This is a genomic window from Paenibacillus sp. FSL H8-0317, from assembly GCF_045040685.1.
Lineage (GTDB): Bacteria > Bacillota > Bacilli > Paenibacillales > Paenibacillaceae > Paenibacillus.
Genome location: NZ_CP150294.1, coordinates 3,353,966 through 3,371,717, shown reverse-complemented (window position 1 = coordinate 3,371,717; position 17,752 = coordinate 3,353,966). Strand labels below are relative to the sequence as shown.

The 17,752-nt window shown below is 45.2% G+C and carries 19 protein-coding genes and 1 riboswitch; of the genes, 2 read left to right on the top strand and 17 right to left on the bottom strand.

Going from position 1 to position 17,752, the window contains the following annotated elements:
- Positions 1-38: 38 nt before the first annotated feature.
- The 3 genes from MHB43_RS15120 to MHB43_RS15110 form a co-directional block, all read right to left on the bottom strand.
- Entirely contained in the window at positions 39-1,304 is a 1,266-nt protein-coding gene (locus MHB43_RS15120; protein WP_405132247.1) for an ABC transporter substrate-binding protein, read from the bottom strand.
- Between the two features lie 85 nt (positions 1,305-1,389).
- Positions 1,390-2,274 carry an AraC family transcriptional regulator gene (locus tag MHB43_RS15115; RefSeq protein ID WP_339184903.1) on the bottom strand — a complete coding sequence of 295 codons (885 nt, stop codon included), beginning with the start codon at positions 2,272-2,274 and terminating at the stop codon, positions 1,390-1,392.
- Between the two features lie 116 nt (positions 2,275-2,390).
- Positions 2,391-3,389, bottom strand: a complete 999-nt coding sequence (locus MHB43_RS15110; protein WP_405132246.1) for a LacI family DNA-binding transcriptional regulator — start codon at positions 3,387-3,389, stop codon at positions 2,391-2,393.
- A 158-nt stretch (positions 3,390-3,547) separates the two neighbouring features.
- Between MHB43_RS15110 and MHB43_RS15105 the strand changes: the two genes are divergently transcribed.
- Positions 3,548-3,973, top strand: a complete 426-nt coding sequence (locus MHB43_RS15105) for a MaoC family dehydratase (protein ID WP_339184899.1) — start codon at positions 3,548-3,550, stop codon at positions 3,971-3,973.
- Positions 3,974-4,041: 68 nt separating this feature from the next.
- Here MHB43_RS15105 and MHB43_RS15100 read toward each other — a convergent pair whose 3' ends face one another.
- From MHB43_RS15100 to MHB43_RS15045, 12 genes are all read right to left on the bottom strand, one after another.
- A complete protein-coding gene (locus MHB43_RS15100; RefSeq protein WP_405132245.1) occupies positions 4,042-5,232 on the bottom strand; it encodes a PLP-dependent aminotransferase family protein in 1,191 nt (396 codons plus the stop codon).
- Positions 5,233-5,411: 179 nt separating this feature from the next.
- The gene (locus MHB43_RS15095; protein WP_405132244.1) at positions 5,412-6,560 is read right to left on the bottom strand and encodes an NAD(P)/FAD-dependent oxidoreductase; all 1,149 of its coding nucleotides are present in this window, start codon (positions 6,558-6,560) and stop codon (positions 5,412-5,414) included.
- Positions 6,561-6,566: 6 nt separating this feature from the next.
- Complete coding sequence (locus MHB43_RS15090) at positions 6,567-7,286, bottom strand: methyltransferase domain-containing protein (protein ID WP_405132243.1); 720 nt, start codon at positions 7,284-7,286, stop codon at positions 6,567-6,569.
- Positions 7,273-8,430 (bottom strand): type III polyketide synthase, encoded by a 1,158-nt coding sequence (locus MHB43_RS15085; RefSeq protein ID WP_405132242.1) that lies wholly within the window; start codon positions 8,428-8,430, stop codon positions 7,273-7,275. The genes MHB43_RS15090 and MHB43_RS15085 overlap by 14 nt, the downstream gene beginning before the upstream one ends.
- Positions 8,431-8,659: 229 nt before the next feature.
- Positions 8,660-9,544: an alpha/beta hydrolase fold domain-containing protein gene (locus MHB43_RS15080; RefSeq protein ID WP_405132241.1), complete on the bottom strand. Its 885-nt coding sequence runs from the start codon at positions 9,542-9,544 to the stop codon at positions 8,660-8,662.
- A gap of 41 nt (positions 9,545-9,585) precedes the next feature.
- The gene (locus MHB43_RS15075; RefSeq protein WP_405132240.1) at positions 9,586-10,278 is read right to left on the bottom strand and encodes a hypothetical protein; all 693 of its coding nucleotides are present in this window, start codon (positions 10,276-10,278) and stop codon (positions 9,586-9,588) included.
- A 62-nt stretch (positions 10,279-10,340) separates the two neighbouring features.
- Positions 10,341-10,700 (bottom strand): MmcQ/YjbR family DNA-binding protein, encoded by a 360-nt coding sequence (locus MHB43_RS15070; protein ID WP_339308355.1) that lies wholly within the window; start codon positions 10,698-10,700, stop codon positions 10,341-10,343.
- Positions 10,701-10,842: 142 nt separating this feature from the next.
- On the bottom strand, positions 10,843-12,249 hold the full coding sequence (locus MHB43_RS15065; RefSeq protein WP_405132239.1) for a DEAD/DEAH box helicase: 1,407 nt from the start codon (positions 12,247-12,249) through the stop codon (positions 10,843-10,845).
- Between the two features lie 117 nt (positions 12,250-12,366).
- On the bottom strand, positions 12,367-12,681 hold the full coding sequence (locus MHB43_RS15060; protein ID WP_221819443.1) for a multidrug efflux SMR transporter: 315 nt from the start codon (positions 12,679-12,681) through the stop codon (positions 12,367-12,369).
- A complete protein-coding gene (locus tag MHB43_RS15055; protein ID WP_221819444.1) occupies positions 12,681-13,019 on the bottom strand; it encodes a multidrug efflux SMR transporter in 339 nt (112 codons plus the stop codon). The genes MHB43_RS15060 and MHB43_RS15055 overlap by 1 nt, the downstream gene beginning before the upstream one ends.
- A gap of 102 nt (positions 13,020-13,121) precedes the next feature.
- A riboswitch (guanidine-I (ykkC/yxkD leader) is annotated at positions 13,122-13,222 on the bottom strand.
- A 70-nt stretch (positions 13,223-13,292) separates the two neighbouring features.
- Complete coding sequence (locus tag MHB43_RS15050) at positions 13,293-13,910, bottom strand: pentapeptide repeat-containing protein (protein WP_405132238.1); 618 nt, start codon at positions 13,908-13,910, stop codon at positions 13,293-13,295.
- Positions 13,911-13,921: 11 nt separating this feature from the next.
- The gene (locus MHB43_RS15045; protein ID WP_339308349.1) at positions 13,922-14,686 is read right to left on the bottom strand and encodes a methyltransferase domain-containing protein; all 765 of its coding nucleotides are present in this window, start codon (positions 14,684-14,686) and stop codon (positions 13,922-13,924) included.
- Positions 14,687-15,225: 539 nt separating this feature from the next.
- Here MHB43_RS15045 and MHB43_RS15040 point away from each other — a divergent pair.
- Positions 15,226-16,143: an AraC family transcriptional regulator N-terminal domain-containing protein gene (locus MHB43_RS15040; RefSeq protein WP_405132237.1), complete on the top strand. Its 918-nt coding sequence runs from the start codon at positions 15,226-15,228 to the stop codon at positions 16,141-16,143.
- 82 nt (positions 16,144-16,225) lie between these two features.
- On the opposite strand, the gene MHB43_RS15035 is transcribed toward MHB43_RS15040, so the two are convergent.
- Together MHB43_RS15035 and MHB43_RS15030 are read right to left on the bottom strand one after the other, a co-directional pair.
- Positions 16,226-17,305: a threonine aldolase family protein gene (locus MHB43_RS15035; protein ID WP_405132236.1), complete on the bottom strand. Its 1,080-nt coding sequence runs from the start codon at positions 17,303-17,305 to the stop codon at positions 16,226-16,228.
- On the bottom strand, positions 17,302-17,724 hold the full coding sequence (locus MHB43_RS15030; protein ID WP_124114576.1) for a MarR family winged helix-turn-helix transcriptional regulator: 423 nt from the start codon (positions 17,722-17,724) through the stop codon (positions 17,302-17,304). The genes MHB43_RS15035 and MHB43_RS15030 overlap by 4 nt, the downstream gene beginning before the upstream one ends.
- Positions 17,725-17,752 lie beyond the last annotated feature (28 nt).

Below are 17,752 nucleotides of genomic sequence, written 5' to 3'. Positions count from 1 at the left end.
AAAGATGCACTTCAGCGAGTTTTGAGACACGTCCTAAGCTAATGCACTTCCAGTTCCGGAAATCTCAAGGTAACATCACGTTTGATTCGCTTTACGACTTCATCTTTGGTCTGAATGTCCTTATTGAGATATAACTGGAGTACAATCTTGTAGATATCATTGTTAATCGTGGCATCATATTTGGTGCGTTCGTATACAGGTACCCGTTTTGCAGCCTCCGAGAAAAACTCGAAATGCTTTTGTCCTCCCAAATAAGACGATGAGAGAGACGGGGCAAGTTCATCATTCACAACCATGTTGCTGGTGAAATAATCCTGTTCTTTCGCTAACTCGGACAGAAAGTCGTGGTCAAAATTATAGAACTCAATAAACTTCCAGGCCAGATCCTTTTTTTCACTTTTACTGTACATCGCGATATAGGTTCCACCTGAACTAAAGGCTGACGGTCCCTGGGCTAAGCCCCACATGCCTTCGGTATCCGGAGCGTTCGCCTTGAACGTATATTGCAAACCCCAGGTTGCCCCGGGATAAAACATGACCTCTCCTTTTTGCATGGATGCAGCGTAACCGGCACTTCCATCTTCATACTCGGCAAGTACATTCCGCTCACGTGCTTCACGTACAAGATCGAGCACTTCCAAGTACGTTGGATCGATGACAAGTTTGCCGTCCTTCACCCAAGGTATACCATCATATGAATTTGATATAGCATTCCAATTCGCCAATGCATGTACTTTATTCCCGCTAAGTTGCTGCACCTTCTCTCCAATCTCGAAGATCTTCTCCCATGTATCGATCTGTGAACCCACCTGCTCAGGATCATCGGTGCCCAGATATTTCTTCGCCAAATCCCGACGATAGTAGATGCCCCCTGGTGTTCCCTGATAACCTATCGCTCTGACATTTCCCTCACTGTCCTGTTCATTGGCCTGAACAAAAGCATATTGTTCCTGGATAAGTTCATTGGCGTTATACGGCGAAGCTGATAAATTCTCCAGATATGGAACGTCAATCAGCTCTCGAATATTCGCATTTTCAATCATAAATACATCTGGAGCCTTCGAGGTTGTCTGTAGCGCAGATTTCAGCTTGGTGATATAGAAATTACCGGGGATGTTGACAAAGTTCACTTTGATGTCAGGATATTTCTGTTCGAATTTTTCGATGGCGTACCCTGCTTCATCCGTAAAACTCCACACAGTAATCTCCTGTTGCTTGGTTTGGCTCGATGGACTGAACTGACAACCAGCTAACAACATCGCTGCACATACCAATACAATAGTTGGCTTAAACCACTTCTTCATAGGCCCCCTCCTTCAAAAAGGAAACGCTTACAATTTATTAGAGTATATTGATTTTGGAGAGGGCTTTCTCCACAAATATTGTGCATTACCCTCCATATTTTGTGATATTCGTACGATGTTTCTTACGAAATTCGGAGGGTGTACAGTCATTATATTTTTTGAAAAGACGATTATAGGAGTTAACATTGTTAAATCCATGTCCAATCGCAATCTCCAGAATCGTATCCTGACGGAACAATAAGGCCCACTCGGACTTGATAATTCGAAAATGATTCAAGTATTCCATCAGTGTTACTCCCTTGATCTCTTTGAACAGCTTGCAGACATGGAACTTGCTAAATTTAATATGTTCCGCCACCTGTTCCAGCTTAATGGACTCAGCATAGTGCTCCTCCAGGTATTCACAGACCGATTCAAGGAATTCAAATTTTTTGGATGAAGTACATGCCCATCCTGAAGATGAAGATTCATCGGTGGTAACCGGTACTTTTGTACGCAATAAAAGTATGATGAGATCATACAACCTGGATACCATTAACCATCGGTATCCGGGCTTCTGATTTTTCTTCTCGGTAATGATATCATCTATATATTGAGTCAGATTGTTCTGACTTCCCGTATTCGAAGGAATAACTGTTGTTTTGTTGAAAAGTTGTCCGAGATCCTGAATTTCGGCTTCGGTCGTGAAACTCCCGGTTAACAATTCGAGTCGGAACAAGATAATGGTCAAATGTTCGGTCCCCGGCAAAAAGCAGTGCACATCCCCTGGTTTGATCAGCAGCACATCCCCTTTTTCCAACTCACACACGTGGTCGTTCACACCAATTCTGGCGCTTTTACCATTGACGAGAACCAGCTCAACCTCATCATGCCAGTGTGCAGCATAATTGAACTGATTTCCTGTATGAATTACCCGAATGGGAAAACCTTCTTGCATATGGCCTGTCTCCAAAAAAGTGGGTACGCCCATCGTATCACCCTCCATTTATTTCCAATGCAAATAACTCCTCGTCTTTATATTATGCATTAATGGCTACTCTCCTTTCTTTTTAAGTATTTAAAATTTCTATAGAATGAAAAAACTCCTCAACTCAGGTTGAGGAGCCGAACAGAATCACGTTCCACGCATTGGATGTCCAGTGTATATAACGTCTCTACGATCTCTCCATTCAGCAGTTGGAAGAGAACATGACCTGCAAGCTGGCCTGCATCCCTCTTCGGCTGACGAAATGTGGTTAGAGGTGGATTCATGTACTGAGATGCAGGTATATTGTCAAAACCAATTACGGATAACTGTTCAGGTATTGAGATATCATGCTCCCTGAAGGCTTCCAAGCCGCCGATCGCCATTTCATCATTTGCAAAAAATACAGCGGATGGCAACTCTCCTTCAAGCAGTTTCTTGGCTGCATTGTACCCATCTTGCTTCATGTATTGTCCGCCAATTTTCCATTCGGGGTTCTCTTCGATGCCTGCCTCCTTTAAGGCTTTCAAATAACCTTGATAACGATGGAGATTACATTCCGATTGTGACGGGCCACTAATATAAGCTATTGTCCGATGCCCTTTATCGATCAGATAACGGGTAGCCAAGTAACCGCCTTGCGTATCACTCATCAAAACCTTTACAATATGTTGAGCATCCAGATCCCGATCCATGACAACAATCGGAAACCCTGCTTCAGATGCTTCAACAAGCAACTGATCTTGAATATTCTGAGCGATAACAATAGCTCCGTCAATTCTTCGTTCACGAATGTAACGATGGGCTGTCGACTTCTCTCCACCCAACGAACTACATACGATCATATCGTATCCATGACTCATGACGACGGTTTCTATTCCGTTCACCAAATCCGAGAAATACGGACTGGACATGTCATGGACAATAACACCAATGGTTTGTGTACTATTTCGTTTTAATTCCGATGCAGGACCATGCCTAACGTAATTGAGTTGGCTCGCTGCCTCAATTACTCGGAGTCTTGTCGGCTCACTTACATTCCCTTTATCGTTGAGTACGCAAGATACGGTCGAACTGGCTACACCAGCCATCTTGGCTACATCTTTAATCGTTGTCATCATATATACTCCTCAAAGACAGTTTCATCTGTTTAGTCCATTATGGCGTAACACAGCAATACACATGGATAGTTCACTAGCATTTTAACACGTCAGTTCGGTCATGTCTCTTAGCAAAACATCAACTACGAAAAAACATATTAAAGAAACCGAGGTGCTTCATGAGATTTAGTGAATATGTAATAGGTCAGCGCTACGAAACCACATCCTTGGCATTATCCAAGCGTGATATTATTGAGTTTGCCACAATCTATGATCCACAGTACATGCATTTGGATGAGGAAAAGGCCAAGCAAGGCCGCTTCGGCAGTTTAATTGCTTCTGGCATGCAAACGATGAATATCTCCTTTAAATTATGGATTGAGGTCGGGGTCTATGGAGAGCATGTCGTGGCGGGCACCGGAATGAATAACATTCAATTCCTGAAACCGGTCTTTCCGGATGATGAACTTCATGTCATTGCAGAAGTTATTGGACTGTCTCCCAGACGCAAAGGAAATGGGATTGTTACGGTGCTGCTGAGTACTTTCAATCAGAAGAATCAAAAGGTATTTCAGGCAGAATTAAGTGCATTAATCGATAATTAAGGACGAGAAAAAGCCCAAAAAAGCCGCCAATTGGCGGCTTTTCGTAGATATATCACATTGAAGCATTTTTAAGCGTTATACCCTTTCAATACCTGCCCCAAAATCTCTACACCCTTGACAATCTGTTCGTCTGACGGGGTTGAGAAATTAAGTCTGATGGCATTACAAGGGTCTTGCTCGTTCACCAGGAATGCATTTCCCGGTACAACCGCAACCCCTTGAGCTGCCGCTGTCTTGGCATAATCAAGCATTGGCACATGTGCTGGCAGATCACACCAGAGGAACAGTCCACCATCCGGTTGGGTATAGGTAATGGACTCACCCATATGTTCTTGCAGCTTGTCCATCATCAATGTTGCTTTTCTCCGATATACCTCACGAATGCTGTTAATATGCCCCGCGTAGTCATACTCTGTCATGAACTTGTATGCCAGGATCTGTGGAAGCATGGCCGTATGTACGTCTTCTCCCTGTTTGGCAACAACCATCTTCTCCACGACTTCATGTGGCGCTTGTACAAAACCAACGCGCAGTCCAGCCGACAAAATTTTGGAGAATGATCCAACATAGATAACCAGACCCTCATCATCCATAGATTTAATGGTTGGCACATCGTCTCCATTGAATCGAAGTTCTCCGTACGGGTTATCTTCCAAAATCATAACGCCATACTTCTTAGCCAGCTCGTATATGGCCTTACGTTTTGTAAGACTTGTTGTTACACCGGTCGGATTCTGGAAACTTGGGATCACGTAGATCAGTTTCACATTAGGCTCCGTTTGCAGCGCCTGTTCCAGCTTCTCGATATCCATACCGTCCATCTCCATCGGAACACCGGCAAGCTTTGCACCGGATGCCCGGAAGGAGTTCAGGGAACCGATAAAGCTCGGGCTCTCACAGATGATCGTGTCCCCTTCATTACAGAACACTTTACAGGCCAGTTCAATCCCCTGCTGCGCTCCAGATACAATGAACAATTGATCGGATGGTTTACCGGTATCAAAACCTGTCTTCAAATGTTGAGTCAATGCTTCCCTGAGGGGAACATATCCTTCCGTTATCCCATATTGCAGAGCTGTGACCGGGTCATGCTCCAGAATGGATTGAGTGAATGTGCGAATCGCCTCGATAGGAAAGGTTTCCGGAGCAGGATTTCCCGCGGAGAATGGAATCACATTTTGTCCCGAAGAAGCCTTCAGAATCTCACGAATAATGGATGGTTGCAGTGCTGCGATACGATTGGAAAATGAATAGTTCATCTTAAATAGTGCCTCCCGACATTTCATCTGAATTAACTCTCTATCATTACATTAGATTCTATTATACGAGCATTTCCCGAATTTCCAAACTGTCTCCACAAAATTAATGTTTGTACGCCAAAAAAGAGGCCGCCGTCAGCAACCTCATTCGCATATATATTGAGCAAACTTTCAGCCTATTATCGCGCTGCGTTCATCTCGGATAACCGTGTGGCCTTCACAACATAAGCGGCTAGACCGGGGATCATCCGAGCCAGACCAGGATAGAACTTATTGGTCTTGGCAAAAGCCAGCTTTTGAATTCTTCTTGCACGTCTGAGCAATTGGGTGAATTCCCGGCTTGCTTCCAGCGTGTAATTACTTTGCCAATCGGCATGTTCAATATCGCCTTGCAGGTACTTGTCAGTCCACCTTGCACACAAGAGTGAGGAGCGAAGGGCAATGGACATTCCGTCTCCACATAAGGGTGGTATCATCAGCATGGCATCCCCAATATGCGGATATTGAGACCACGGCTCAGGAACGTTGGACAGATGCAACGGCGCAATTGACACTTGCGTTCCATCTACAGGCTTTCCTTCAGCTAAACGGGCCGCCAAACTCACGTTTGTCAGGGATGCCGCCTGTAAAATATCGTTTACAGACTTGCCACTTCCCTGGACGGTATCCAGTGTTAACAATGCGGCAACATTCACAATGCCATCCTCAATCGGAGAAATGCCCACGTAACCACCCCCGCAAAAATATAACTCTACCCGTGCGGGAATCTCTATCCCGCTGAAGTGAGACTTGACGCCAACGTATATGGTTTGGTCCCGCAGATCAGGTGCAGAAGCCATCCCGCGCGGCTTTTTGGTCCCATGTGCTCCGATAACGGCTTTGGCTCTGTAGCTGATCCGCTCATCTCCCTGTTTCACTTGAACCTCATAAGTGGCATCCTCAAGCTGCTCGATGCTCGTTATGGTCGCTTTGGTCACAATCTGGGCTCCGGCCTTCAGAGCCTTCTGATGCAAAATCTGGTCCAGCTCATATCGGCTAATGCCATATGCAAATCCCGGCAGCGGTGCTTCGATCACTCCGCCTTGTGGCATAACGATTTTGGCATGATCCATGGTGCTGGGTTTCTTCGACTGGTCCAGAAGGTGAATATCCAGAACTTCTAACATCTCCTTGGTTTCGGGTGACATGAACTCACCGCAGGTTTTGTGCCGCGGGAACTCCTGGCGATCCAGCAAAAGCGTCCGATGTCCTTTCCCTGCCAGTTGCATTGCACATGTACTGCCGGCAATTCCGGCTCCGATGACAATCACATCTATCGATTTCGACACGTAAGATCACCTGCCTTTCGTGGGAATAACAACAGAGTAACGGAATAAGGGCTTCCATTCATAGGTCATCGTATCATGATTTAGCCGTTGTTTAAGTTCCTTCCAATCCCTCCCTGTAAAACCTTTGGCTACGGAAAGAGGTCCATCATGACGAATGTACCGATTGCGCGAAATCATTCGTGTTGTAATCCAGACCGCCTTATAGGATACGGGATGGCGGTGAATATCATTAATAACGACACCGTATCTGGATGCTCGCAGCATATGAGAAACCATATCAACCAGTTGATCTCCGTCAAAATGATGTACAAACTGGGAACCTGTCACGATATCTGCTGAAGCATCCGGCAGTTGTGTAAGATCGGCACGTTGTACCCGGACTCGGGGTTCGTGACGGAATAGTTGTCTCGCTTCCTCACACGCCTCTTCCGTCAGATCAACCAGTGTAATCTCCAGCTGAACACCCTGACGATCCGCCCATTGTAGTAGTTTCTGGTTCACATCTCCTGAACCTGCGCCCACATCCAGCAGGGTAAGCTTATTCGGCTTACCGATGGAGTTCCATAACTTCTCTACACCAGCCAGAGTTGGGCCAGGTGCTGCAAATATTTTGTTAAGACGTCTCAGATGTCTAAGCGCTTCACGCAGCTCCTCCCCTCCCAGAGAGAAGTCATCCATCAGTTCATCTTCCTTGGCCCGAATGGACAATGTTCTAAAAAAGGACATGATCGTGCTCCTCCATCACTGAAGATAATGAGGGTACATAAGTGAATTGCATCAACTCTGCGGTGAGTCCCGGTCCAAATGCCATGGCTACACCATCTGTGGAGGATTGACCCTGTACCTTCATGTCCTCACGCATCGCGTTCAGTACAAACAGAATGGTATTGGAGGATAAGTTACCAAACATTCTGAGGACATCCCTGCTATACTTTGTTTGCTCGTCTCGAAGCTTCATTACATTCTGCACAGAGTCCACAATCCCACGTCCTCCCGGATGAATGGCCCACAGTTCAGGCAGCTGTTCACTTTGCAATAAGAGACGCAGTTCCTCTTCCAGGTGAACACCTAACAGTTTCGGAATACGTGGGGATAGATACAGGTCATACCCCAGATTCCCCACCTCCCAGGTCATATCTTCAGTCGAATCCGGAAGAAGCACAGAATAACCCGTTCCCAGACTCAGATAATGCTTGTGCCGAGATTCTGGTGTACCCACTACACAAGAAGAAGCAGCGTCTCCGAAGAATGAAGCTGCAAACAGCGCTTCCCGATCTTGAACGGGCTGAAAATGAATGGTGCACAACTCTACACAGACAACAAGGACCTGTGATCCCGGAGCACCCTGCACGACATCTCGTGCCATCTGAATGGCTTTCAACCCTGCGGCACACCCCTGAAAGATCAGCGGCAGTCGATTAACTCGGGCAGACAAACCCAAATGACGGATGAGCATAACATCAAGACCCGGAAGATATTGACCGGTGCAGCTGACCGTGATGATATGCGTGATGCTCTTAGGAGATACGCCTGAATCCTCCAGGGCTTTCTCTGCAGCCTCAATCCCGAGCGGAAGCGCCTCTCGCTTGTATGTATTCATTCGTTCTTCGGTTGTCGGGATGTCTGATCGCTCACCAGAGGGCAGATAACGGCATTCTTCCAGTGAACCCAGATAGCTCGGTTCCACAGTATATCGTGTTTCAACACCACAGGACTTGAATATTCGTCTGGCAAAACGGGCCAAATCTGGCCGATCCTGAAGAGAAGAAGCGATTAATTCTGCAATATCTGACTGTGCTACAGGGTGAGCAGGTAGAGCCGTTCCCATGCCAAGAATCGCAATATCGGATGGACTGTTATATTGGTTCATAATAAACCTCCTGTATTGGTCATTATTTCCTCTAATTTAACAACTCTTACCCTTAACGATAGCGTTATAATCTCAATCAGGCTCCTAATCTAGTTTATTAACACATCCGCAAGCTCAGAAGCTTGGTTTCACCAAGCCATTGAAGCAATCACACCAATGAACGAAAAAAGCCGCCATTAGGCGACTTCAAGGAAACCATATTCCTTCTAAGCATCACTTTTGATACACGTTATTTGGAAAATGCTTCTCTGATCTTGTCACTCATCAGGTACCAGGCATCCTCAGCCATCTGGAGATCCCCAGAATGCGTAAATCCATGAGCGGCTCCCTCGTACTCCTTAAGTGTCACCTTCACACCGCTTGCTTCCAGCCTTGCTGCATATGTTCTTGCTTCTTGGGCCAGTGAATCTTTCTCTGCAGTAATGATCAATGCTTCCGGAAGTCCCTTTAATGATGTTGCGAGCACAGGTGAAGCCAGCGGGTCTTGCGCATCTTCTGACGTTCCAAGGTACATGGCATTGAACGTTCTGGCGATATCGGCTGGAATGGCTTCTTCAAAACTCGGTTTCTCGGCCGGATCTGTAGCCACATCCAACACGGCATAATCGATAACTTGAAGTACAATAGGCAGCTCGCTTCCACGTTGCTGGTTCAATAAACATACTGCTGCAGCAAGATTACCACCAGCACTATGCCCCCCGATAGCGAATATAGACGAGTTAATCGATAAGGATTGCGGATTGGCGTGAACCCACTGTACAACGTCGTAACATTCATGAACTGCGGTTGGGAACTTATGCTCTGGTGCAAGACTGTAATCGATATTAACGACCACACAATCAGCACGGTCAGCGATCAGACGACACCATGGGTCATCCATCTCTGCTTGTCCCAAGATGAAACCACCCCCATGCATATTAAAGAAGACCGGCAGAGGCGCGGAATGATCCCTATCCGGTGTATACACAAGTACACGTGTATCACCTTTAGTCGTAGGAATCGTGACTTCTTTTACTGTGACCGCATACGTGGAACTGGGTTGAAGAGCTGCACCTGTACCGACGACATTTTGACGCATACGTTGTACCATTGCCAGTTGTTGTTGTTGATCCATAGATATCACTCCTTTAATGGATTGCCAATAATGCTTCAATGTTAACATTCAGTGCCAGGAGATTGATTTGGATCCGTGCTTGTTTCCCTTTTTTTGTGGAACATCATCCAGATACCCATCAAACAAAATAAAACGCTGCACCCCATGCCAAACAAGCTACTGGTTTTTAATGCAAGAGGTGAGCCTTGCATGGTAAGTAATGTCGCTTGGGTCACCACGATGGATACCATCGCATCGGTGAAGTTAATCATTTTCAATGTAGATATGATCGGGTTATGGAGATGACGGTTAGCCCAGGTACCATACACGGCAAAAACCAGCTTCGTCAAAGCGACTGTAGAAACGATATACACGATAATACCCTCATATATGAAAGCATCGCCGATTAGATACATTCGCAGGCAGACCATCGAATAGGACGCACCCAGTAAACACAGGAACAGACCCCCGCGCTTATATACCGAAAGCTCCAATCTGTATCTTTCTTCGGGAGAGTCCATTCTCTTGGTAACTGTATATTTATGGAGCACTTGGCCTTTCGCCACACACAGAATCAGATAATATACAGCATTTGTAATGAACCATCCCGAAAACAGATATATGCCCAGGATTAACTTGCCTATCCCTGTTACAGCATTGATAACAAGGGAAGCCACATTATACAAGGCCGTTCGATCTTGTTTATTTCCAAGGTAATGGAACCAAATGGACTTCAAATATGTCTTCATTTTCATAGGATATTCATTCTGTTGGAGAAGCAGACCATTAGCCTTTTACCTACCTCATTTATTTCTTCTTATCTCTTACCGTTCAGAGAATCCCGAATCCTTTTCGGAAGGGATTGGACAACCCTATCATAGGAGTGATCAATCATGACGTAGACATCTTCATCGGACAATGAACCATCCAGCGTAATGGTATTCCAGTGTTTTTTGTTCATATGATATCCTGGTCGAACCGCTTCATGCTGCTCTCTCAGGTTCTCTGCAATTATAGGATCACATTTTAAGTTTAATAGACCATTTTCTTCTTTGTCTTCGAAAAGTAATGCAAATATTTTCCCTCCGACCTTAATGGTTACAGGATCAGGACCAAATGGATAATCCTTGGTCGCACCTTTTTTCTTCAAACCGTATTCAATTATCGTATCCTTCAAGTCAGTACCTCCCTTTCACCAGTGAACGATATAATGATACCGAATGTAAGTTCGTATGTAAATAAGGTTGTTACACATAAAAGCACATAATAAAACCTCCTCCATATGAATGGAGAAGGTTTGGTCTGGATTTATTTAGATCTTAATTAGCTCTATCATTTCTAGTTTTGCTGCTGCGGCTGAATGAGCCATGGTTAGATTTACTGCTACTGCTGTTTGATCTACTGCTATTGGGTCTACCGTCGTTTGAACGACTACTGTTTGATTTACCACTCTTGGCAAACCATTCGGATTTTGGCTTGCGTGCCGGGTTAGCTTTGGACTTCGCCGGTTTGCCTGCAGCCGATTTGTTGAACGAAGGTTTACTGCCTGATGCTTTGCTGGTTTTATCAAACACAGGTACACCTGTCATTGGATACGGATGACCTTTCACTTCAGGAATCGTCTTTTTGATTACTTTCTCGATATCCTTCAGGAATGGAAGTTCGTCCTTCTCGCAGAACGAGATGGCCATCCCGCTTTTGCCTGCCCGCCCTGTACGGCCAATACGGTGAACATACGTTTCCGGAATGTTAGGCAGGTTAAAGTTAATGACATGTGACAGTTCCTCCACGTCAATTCCTCTTGCCGCGATATCTGTCGCAACTAATACACGTGTTGCACCACTCTTAAAGTTGTTCAGTGCCCGTTGTCTCTCGTTCTGAGACTTGTTGCCATGAATAGCCTGTGCCGTAACATTAACTTTGGCCAAATCACGTGTAACCCGGTCAGCGCCGCGCTTCGTGCGTGTGAACACCAATGCCGTGACGATGGATTTATCCTCCAAAATTTGGTTCAACATCTGTTGCTTCTTGCCGTTCTCCAGCAAATATATAGACTGCTCAATGCGGTCTACTGTGGAAGATACCGGTGTGATTTCTACTTTGACTGGATCAACCAGCAGGGTTTTAACCATTTTGGTGATTTCAGGAGGCATCGTAGCTGAGAAGAACAGCGTCTGCTTTTTGTTCGGCATTTTGGCAATGATTCTTTTCACATCATGAATGAAGCCCATGTCCAACATCCGGTCTGCTTCATCCAGAACCAGAATTTCAACCATCTTCAGATCAATACGTTTCTGGTTAATCAGATCGTTTAATCTACCAGGCGTTGCGATAATAATATCTGCACCTTGATTCAGCGCACGCTCTTGCACTTTTTGCGAAACGCCGCCAACGATTGCCGTACAACGAATGTCCGTATACCGGCTATATACCTTGATGTTATCCGCGATCTGAATAGCTAGCTCTCGTGTTGGTGTCAAAATTAATGAGCGAATATGTCGTACGGACTTTGATCCTTGTCCTTTGGATCTTTCGCTTAATAATTGAATGATCGGCACTGAAAATGCTGCCGTCTTGCCTGTTCCTGTCTGTGCACATCCCAGCAGATCTCTGCCAGCTAATACAGCTGGTATGGCCTGTTCCTGTATAGGGGTAGGATTAGTATAGTTTGCTTTGCTTAACCCTTCCATAATAGAGGGGATAATATTCAATTCCTTAAATGTCATGTTGTCTCCTTCATTTACGCACATCTATCAATAAGACGCATCTTTTATTTCACACGTAACGTATAAGGATACCATTAAAAACGTAATCTGTACATTATCTTTTTAATATCACTTTGTTTAACTGACCAATTTAAGGCCGACTGCTGATCCCAGCACCATAGCGATAAACAGAATTCTTAGGGCATTTCGAGGTTCTCCATAAAACACCATGCCCAGAATGGCACCACCGGAAGCCCCGATTCCCGTCCATACGGCATATGCTGTTCCCATCGGAAGAGTTTCCATTGCAATGGATAGGAACAGGAAGCTTAAACCAAACCCGGCTACCAATAGAACCAGTGAAATGAGATTACGGTCTTTGTGCAACTTGTTTATCATCAGCACTCCGATCATCTCAAATACCCCTGCCAAGATAAGAAATACCCAGTTCATTATAGCTGCACCTCCTTATTCTTCTCTTTGCTCAGCATTTTAAGACCGATTACGCCGAGTAAAAGTACACCAATGAGTACCATTTTTCCGGTTTGGACAGGTGCATTAAACAGAACAATCTCTGAAAGTACTGTACCTGCGGTACCCAGGCCAACAAATACTGCATACACGGTTCCCACAGGCAATGTCCGCGAAGCTGCAATCATCAAGGAGAAACTAATGATAATTGCAACCAACGTAACCCCCCATTCCAGCAGACCACTGGCATGTTTCAACCCAATGACCCAACCCACTTCAAACAACGCAGCAATCACAACCGACATCCACGTTTTATTCATTCATGTAACACTCCTTCTCTACTACATTTTTTTGTACAACCTGTAAAGGTTCATTAGCGAAAAAACAAAAAAGCCCGGGAAACAAACTGCATGTAGCAGTTCATCTCCCAGGCTTTTATCCCTCCGTGGCACAACCAACAGGTTGCGGGTTTTCTCTCGGACCAGACCGACACATCCATCGCGGAACCCTAGAAAACCTGTTTTTATTCTAATGTGTCTCCAATTATACACACTTCCACTACCTTGGCAACCCCTTATATGTGATCATGCCATTTATTTGATAATCAAACCCATTAATCCTACAAATGTGGCGGCTTGATGTGGTGAAATCACACAACCGTTGAGATCTTCCATGGTCAGCACCAAGGAGTCAAATTCGCAATCGCTAAGGTCCAAATCCTTCATTTTGGTCCCCGTTAAGGAAGCTTGGTCGATGTTACATTGACTGAACTCCATTTTTTGCAGCGCCAGATAGGCAAAGTCCGCACCAATCAAGGTACTTTCCGAGAAGGAGACCTGTTTCAGATGGGCAAAACGGAAATTGCTGTAGTCACCTAGACCATGAAGGAAACTGACATTTTGCAATCGGCTATTGGAAAAATCAGTTCCGACAAACTTGCAGTTAAGCCATTCGATCCGATGCATGAAGGCACCAGAGAGATTGACATTGGAGAAGTCACAGTGTTCGAACCGGACATCGGTGAATTCAAATTGTTCCAAGGTTGACTCCGAGATTGTCACATGTCTAAATACAACATTTTCAAAAGAAACCTTACTCGCTTCCTGTTGATCCAATGTAATGTTCTCGATCAGTTTGTAATTGGATTCCAGGAATGCCATCGTTTCCGGTTCGAGCAACTGCTCCTGAATCTTGGGTTTGTCCATTTTCATCCCGTATTCCCCTATTCTTTAATAGCTACAACTCGCAGTCGGCTTCTGTCCAGATACCACTGTCCATCCCGCATCAGTTGTGGCTGTATCCTTTTCTCAACAGCATCCATAATAACATCCTGTTCCGCAGGTGTGATACCACTGAATAAATACTCCGCGAAACTGGTCAACCACTTTCTGGCACCTGGCTTGAACGGAGTAAATTGGTCCACGTGCTGGACCAGACTAACTCGAAATCCGTGTTGCTCCAGAAGGTTAGCATATTCACCAAGGGTTGGATGATACCACGGATTCCGACCTTCCCATTTGTATCCACGGGCATCCAGTTCTTCCTGTACCGCTGTAATTAATATAGCGGTATTGCCATTTGCAGCAAACTCAGCCACGAATCGCCCGCCCGTCTTGAGCGCTAACTGTATTGATTGTACTACAGCTGGAGCATCCTTTATCCAATGCAGAACGGCATGAGAGAAGACAGCATCAAACGGTTCTTCTGTCCGATAATGACAAGCATTTGCTACATTAATATTCATATCAGGGTATTTCTGTTTAGCTTGCCTAATCGTCTCTTCTGAAAAATCTATGCCTGTTGGTAGCGCTCCTGCGGCTGCAATTTTGGCTGTCAGATCCCCATTGCCACAACCTACATCAAGGATTCGTTCACCTTGGGATGGCTGGAGCAAGGATAAGATATGTGTTTCCTGTAACGTAGCAAAAGGAGCGGAATGACCACTCCACGATTCGTTCGTTTGGCCGGATGAATGTCCGTTATTCATGGATTATAATCTCCTTTTCAATTAAGGATCTAATATATCTATAATAACTTCAATATAAAGGAACTGTCAATTCACTCATCAAATCACCATAAAAAAAGCCGCCAAATGGCGACTTTAACATTAAGAATTCGGATCAACTGAGATTTCGTGTTAGCCCACATATTCCATATTTCACACTCTCCTTGAATTTGTTCTGTAAACTGAAGTTCACTCGAAATCTTCGGTAACTAGCTCTAACCAGCATGTGAAGTATATCTCTCGATGTACGGAATTTTCTTCATACTTAATTTGTGATTCGAGCCTGTCAATCAAAATTTGCCTCACATGGTTTGATAACCACTTCTTCACCTTGTTCACCCAACTTTTCAAATAAACTTTAATCGCTTGGCTCTGTTAACATACTCTTAGTATGCCGAGTCATGGGCTGCAAGCGGTATATCAATCGTCTTAATTGATTGCCTGATCCTCTCAGGCCTCCTTTTGATTCTGTACGGTAAGCTTTATAATGTATGTAGGTTAAATCTGTGAGGAGGATACGTATGACCGAAGAATTATTTCAACCAAAACAGGAATTAAGTGACCTGATCGAACGCCATTCCCACCATAACGGTGCAATGGAAACAGCGATTCCTTCCTTGTTTGTCTATCACCATTCCAAGATTAGTGAGCCGGCATACAGAGTATATAAACCTTCATTTTGTGTAATTGTTCAAGGGTTGAAAGAAGTATTGCTCGCACAGGAACGTTATGAATATGGACCATCCAACTACCTGATTGCTTCCATGAATCTCCCGGTCATCGGGCAGATTATCAAGGCATCCGCTGATGCACCCTACTTAAGTCTCAAGCTTGAATTCACACCGAACCAAATTCTCGAAGTACTTAACGAATGCAATATCAAGGTAACATTCAACGAAAACGCCAGACGAGCCATGTTTGTAGGTCAGATGGAATCGTCCATTCAGGACGCTGTACTCCGACTTGTCCGATTGCTGGATACGCCGGGAGAGATACCGTTTCTGGCTCCGTTATACGTTAAAGAAATCCTGTTCCGCCTCCTTCAAGGGCCTTACGGAGGAGAACTGGCGCAGATTGCGGTTGAAGGTAGCAGCACTTATCGGATCAGAGAAGCGATTGAGTACATCGTTCATCATTGGGAACAGCCATTTCGTATTGAAGATCTGGCTCAGACCGCCAGCATGAGCGTCTCTTCATTCCATCGTCACTTCAAAGAGATCACAGCTATGAGCCCATTACAATTCCAGAAACAATTAAGGTTACAGGAAGCCCGCCGACTTCTGATGGCTGAATCTGCAGATGCGGCAGATGTAGCATTCCGGGTTGGATACGAGAGTGCTTCCCAATTTAGCCGCGAATATGCACGCATGTTCGGTGCGCCGCCAAGAGCCGATATCCGACGGTTGAAAGAGAAATATGACATGGCCTTTAGTGAGTAACCGAGTATGCACTCCATATCTCACAACTATCACACAGAAGGCAAACCAAAAAAGGACAACCACAATAGGTTGTCCTTCTAGATTAGACCAATGCTTCGACCCGTTCAGGAACCTTGATCTCTTCGTGCAATAATTGAGTGATATCACGAGTCAGTGCATCCACATTCTCCTGCTGCGTTGCCCAGCTGGTACAAAATCGCACCGCACTATGTGTATCGTCAACCTTTTCCCAGAAGGTGAACGTATAACCGCTGCGTAATTTCTCAAGCAAACGATCAGGCAGAATCGGAAACTGCTGGTTGGTTGGTGAATCGTACAGGAAGCGTACCCCCTGCTGTTCGAGTGAGTCATGAATTCTCAAGGCCATATCTACGGCATGGCGAGAAATATCGAGGTACAGACCATCTTCGAACAACGTTTCGAATTGGATTCCCAGCAATCTGCCTTTGGCAAGCAGGCCACCTTTTTGTTTGATCATATAACGAAAATCCGGTTTCAGCGCTTCATTCAGGATAACAACCGCCTCTCCCATCAATGCGCCAATCTTGGTTCCCCCGATGTAAAACACATCACACAAGCGCGCAAGGTCAGCAAGTGTCATATCACTATCGCGTGAAGCGAGTGCATATCCAAGACGTGCTCCATCCACGAAAAACGGAAGACCACATGCCCTGCTCACTGTATGCAATGCTTGCAGTTCTGCCTTGCTATACATCGTTCCATTCTCCGTTGGCTGGGATATGTAGACCATTCCTGGTTGAACACAGTGTTCCGGTGACGATTCATTCATGTGCGCATCGTAGACGGCTCTAACCTGCTCAGCCGTGATCTTTCCGTCCTCGCTTGGAACCGTGAGTACTTTATGTCCCGTTGCTTCAATAGCTCCGGTTTCATGAACCGCAATGTGTCCAGAGGTGGCAGCAATCACACCTTGATATGGACGCAAAATAGATGCAATCACCGTTGTATTTGTCTGTGTACCGCCAACCAAGAAATGAACATCAGCGTGCTCATTGTCACAGGCCTGACGAATAAGCATTCTCGCCCGTTCGCAATGCTCATCCGTACCATACCCGCTCGTCTGTTCCATATTGGTTTCCATCAGTCTTTGTAAAATTCGTTCATGTGCACCTTCGTTATAGTCACATTCAAATCGTATCATCGTGTGGTCTCTCCTGCCTTCTTGTTCAACTTCTCTTGTATGTTCATCATGGAGGTGTACACCTCTTGAATCTCTTCTTCATTCAATTCTTGCATCAGCTTCAGGATCTGTTGATCGGATCGATCATTCAATTGGGCATACAGTTCCTCACCCTTGGCTGTCAGACGAATCAGACTGACCCGGCTGTCGGCAGCAGAATTCACTTTCACCAGCAGTCCTTCCTTGGACAGCTTATTCACGATTCGGCTCATGTAACTGCGATCAATGGTCAGTGTATCTACCAGATTGTTCGCGATGCTCTCTCCCCGAATTCCAATCTCAATAATGACCCGTACTTCTGCAAACGAATACCCTGTTCCGAGAATATGCTTGTCGAGTACACCAAGAATGTTGGTATAAAAACGGTTAAAACGTCGCATGTCAGCCAGTATATCTGGATTTATGTAC

Bases quoted from the DNA above. Each gene is read 5' to 3' on its own strand.
- MHB43_RS15105 (WP_339184899.1), top strand. From the start codon at position 3,548: ATGAGATTTAGTGAATATGTAATAGGTCAGCGCTACGAAACCACATCC.
- MHB43_RS15065 (WP_405132239.1), bottom strand. From the start codon at position 12,249: ATGACATTTAAGGAATTGAATATTATCCCCTCTATTATGGAAGGGTTA.
- MHB43_RS15075 (WP_405132240.1), bottom strand. From the start codon at position 10,278: ATGAAAATGAAGACATATTTGAAGTCCATTTGGTTCCATTACCTTGGA.
- MHB43_RS15080 (WP_405132241.1), bottom strand. From the start codon at position 9,544: ATGGATCAACAACAACAACTGGCAATGGTACAACGTATGCGTCAAAAT.
- MHB43_RS15055 (WP_221819444.1), bottom strand. From the start codon at position 13,019: ATGAATAAAACGTGGATGTCGGTTGTGATTGCTGCGTTGTTTGAAGTG.
- MHB43_RS15060 (WP_221819443.1), bottom strand. From the start codon at position 12,681: ATGAACTGGGTATTTCTTATCTTGGCAGGGGTATTTGAGATGATCGGA.
- MHB43_RS15050 (WP_405132238.1), bottom strand. From the start codon at position 13,910: ATGAAAATGGACAAACCCAAGATTCAGGAGCAGTTGCTCGAACCGGAA.
- MHB43_RS15085 (WP_405132242.1), bottom strand. From the start codon at position 8,430: ATGAACCAATATAACAGTCCATCCGATATTGCGATTCTTGGCATGGGA.
- MHB43_RS15040 (WP_405132237.1), top strand. From the start codon at position 15,226: ATGACCGAAGAATTATTTCAACCAAAACAGGAATTAAGTGACCTGATC.
- MHB43_RS15035 (WP_405132236.1), bottom strand. From the start codon at position 17,305: ATGATACGATTTGAATGTGACTATAACGAAGGTGCACATGAACGAATT.
- MHB43_RS15090 (WP_405132243.1), bottom strand. From the start codon at position 7,286: ATGTCCTTTTTTAGAACATTGTCCATTCGGGCCAAGGAAGATGAACTG.
- MHB43_RS15110 (WP_405132246.1), bottom strand. From the start codon at position 3,389: ATGATGACAACGATTAAAGATGTAGCCAAGATGGCTGGTGTAGCCAGT.
- MHB43_RS15120 (WP_405132247.1), bottom strand. From the start codon at position 1,304: ATGAAGAAGTGGTTTAAGCCAACTATTGTATTGGTATGTGCAGCGATG.
- MHB43_RS15030 (WP_124114576.1), bottom strand. From the start codon at position 17,724: ATGCGACGTTTTAACCGTTTTTATACCAACATTCTTGGTGTACTCGAC.
- MHB43_RS15045 (WP_339308349.1), bottom strand. From the start codon at position 14,686: ATGAATAACGGACATTCATCCGGCCAAACGAACGAATCGTGGAGTGGT.
- MHB43_RS15115 (WP_339184903.1), bottom strand. From the start codon at position 2,274: ATGGGCGTACCCACTTTTTTGGAGACAGGCCATATGCAAGAAGGTTTT.
- MHB43_RS15100 (WP_405132245.1), bottom strand. From the start codon at position 5,232: ATGAACTATTCATTTTCCAATCGTATCGCAGCACTGCAACCATCCATT.